This window comes from Streptomyces bobili (assembly GCF_002154575.1).
In the GTDB taxonomy this organism is placed as follows: domain Bacteria; phylum Actinomycetota; class Actinomycetes; order Streptomycetales; family Streptomycetaceae; genus Streptomyces; species Streptomyces bobili.
This window is the reverse complement of sequence record NZ_MUBA01000703.1, coordinates 1-1,812: the sequence shown is the minus strand read 5'-3', so window position 1 is coordinate 1,812 and position 1,812 is coordinate 1. Positions and strand designations below refer to the sequence as shown.

The window sequence follows — 1,812 nt, the reverse complement described above, 5'->3', positions numbered from 1 at the left end:
ACCGGTCTCGCCACCGGGCAGCAGGCCGGCACTCTGCCCGGTGGCGAGACCGGTGGAGCAGGCGCCGACGGTGCGGACGGTGGGACCGACGGTGCGGACGGTGGGACCGACGGTGCGGACGCTGGGGACGGTGGGGCCGACGGCCGGCTTCAGGCCGCGCACCGGGAGGCCACCGGCCTGACCCTGTACGAGGGCAAGGCGCTCGTCGCGGCGGTCACCGTCGCCGAGTGGACGGTGCCGACGCTCTCCGTCGGGCTGGCCGTCGTGGGCGTGGCCGTCATGGGCCGCTTCGGGATGATGCTGATCCTCGCCCGCCGCCACCACAGGAAACGCAACAGAGGCCGCTTCAGCTGGGGACCGGACGTCACCCGGCCGGTCAGCGTGATCGTCCCGGCGTACAACGAGAAGGAGTGCATCGCCAACACCCTCGAATCGCTGGCGCGCAGCACCCATCCGATCGAGATCATCATCGTGGACGACGGCTCGACCGACGGCACGTCCGAGATCTCCCGCGAGGCCGCCGAGGCCCTCGGCATGACGAACGTCCGCGTCATCCGCCAGGAGAACGCGGGCAAGCCCGCCGCCCTCAACAACGGTGTGCGCAACGCCAGTTGCGACATCGTCGTGATGATGGACGGCGACACCGTCTTCGAGCCCGACACCGTACGCCGGCTCGTCCAGCCGTTCGCCGACCCGAAGGTCGGCGCGGTCGCCGGCAACGCCAAGGTCGGCAACCGCGACACGATCATCGGAGCCTGGCAGCACATCGAGTACGTGATGGGCTTCAACCTCGACCGCCGCATGTACGACCTGCTGCGCTGCATGCCGACCATCCCCGGCGCGATCGGCGCCTTCCGCCGGGACGCCGTCCTGGAGGTCGGTGGCATGAGCGAGGACACCCTCGCCGAGGACACCGACATCACCATCGCCATGCACCGCGCGGGCTGGAACGTCGTCTACCAGGAGCACGCCCGCGCCTGGACGGAGGCCCCCGGCTCCCTCAAGCAGCTGTGGTCCCAGCGCTACCGCTGGTCCTACGGCACCATGCAGGCCCTCTGGAAGCACCGCAAGTCCCTGACGGACAAGGGGCCTTCGGGGCGCTTCGGGCGCGTCGGCATGCCGCTGGTCGTCCTCTTCCAGATCGTCACGCCGGTCTTCGCACCGCTGATCGACGTGTTCACCGCCTACTCGATGATCTTCATCGACTTCAAGGCGGCCCTGCTGGCCTGGCTCGCGGTCCTGTGCGTCCAGCTCGTCTGCGCCGCGTACGCCTTCCGGCTCGACGGCGAGAAGTACCGCTACCTGCTGATGATGCCGCTCCAGCAGCTCGCCTACCGGCAGATGATGTACCTCGTCCTCATCCACTCCTGCGTCACCGCCCTGACCGGCGGTCGCCTGCGCTGGCAGAAGCTGAAGAGGACCGGCGAAGTCGGGACCCCGGCCGGGGTGAGCTGAGTGGGGGCGCACAGCAGGGGCACGGTCCGGCGGCCGGCGGTGGCGGACGCCCCCACCGCCGGCTCTCCCACGCCCCTGGCTCCCGGTCGCGACCGCTACTTCGACGGCCTCCGCGCCCTCGCGCTACTCCGCGTCGTCGCCTACCACACGTTCGGCTGGGCCTGGGCGGGACTGGTCTTCCCCTCCATGGGCGTCATGTTCGGGCTGGCCGGCACACTCATGGCGAAGTCCCTGGAACGCCCGGCGCTCAAGGTGGTGCGGGGCCGGTTCCGCAGGCTCCTGCCGCCGTTCTGGTTCTGGGGTGCCTTCGTGGTCGTGGCGATGCTGGTGCACGGCTGGATGCCGGACCGGCGGATC

2 protein-coding genes are annotated in these 1,812 nt (G+C 70.4%); both read left to right on the top strand.

Annotated elements, in window-relative coordinates:
• A partial coding sequence (locus BZL64_RS36425) for a glycosyltransferase family 2 protein (RefSeq protein WP_244205753.1) occupies positions 1–1,455 on the top strand: 1,455 nt, incomplete at its 5' end.
• A gap of 39 nt (positions 1,456–1,494) precedes the next feature.
• A partial coding sequence (locus BZL64_RS36420) for an acyltransferase family protein (protein ID WP_143663420.1) occupies positions 1,495–1,812 on the top strand: 318 nt, incomplete at its 3' end.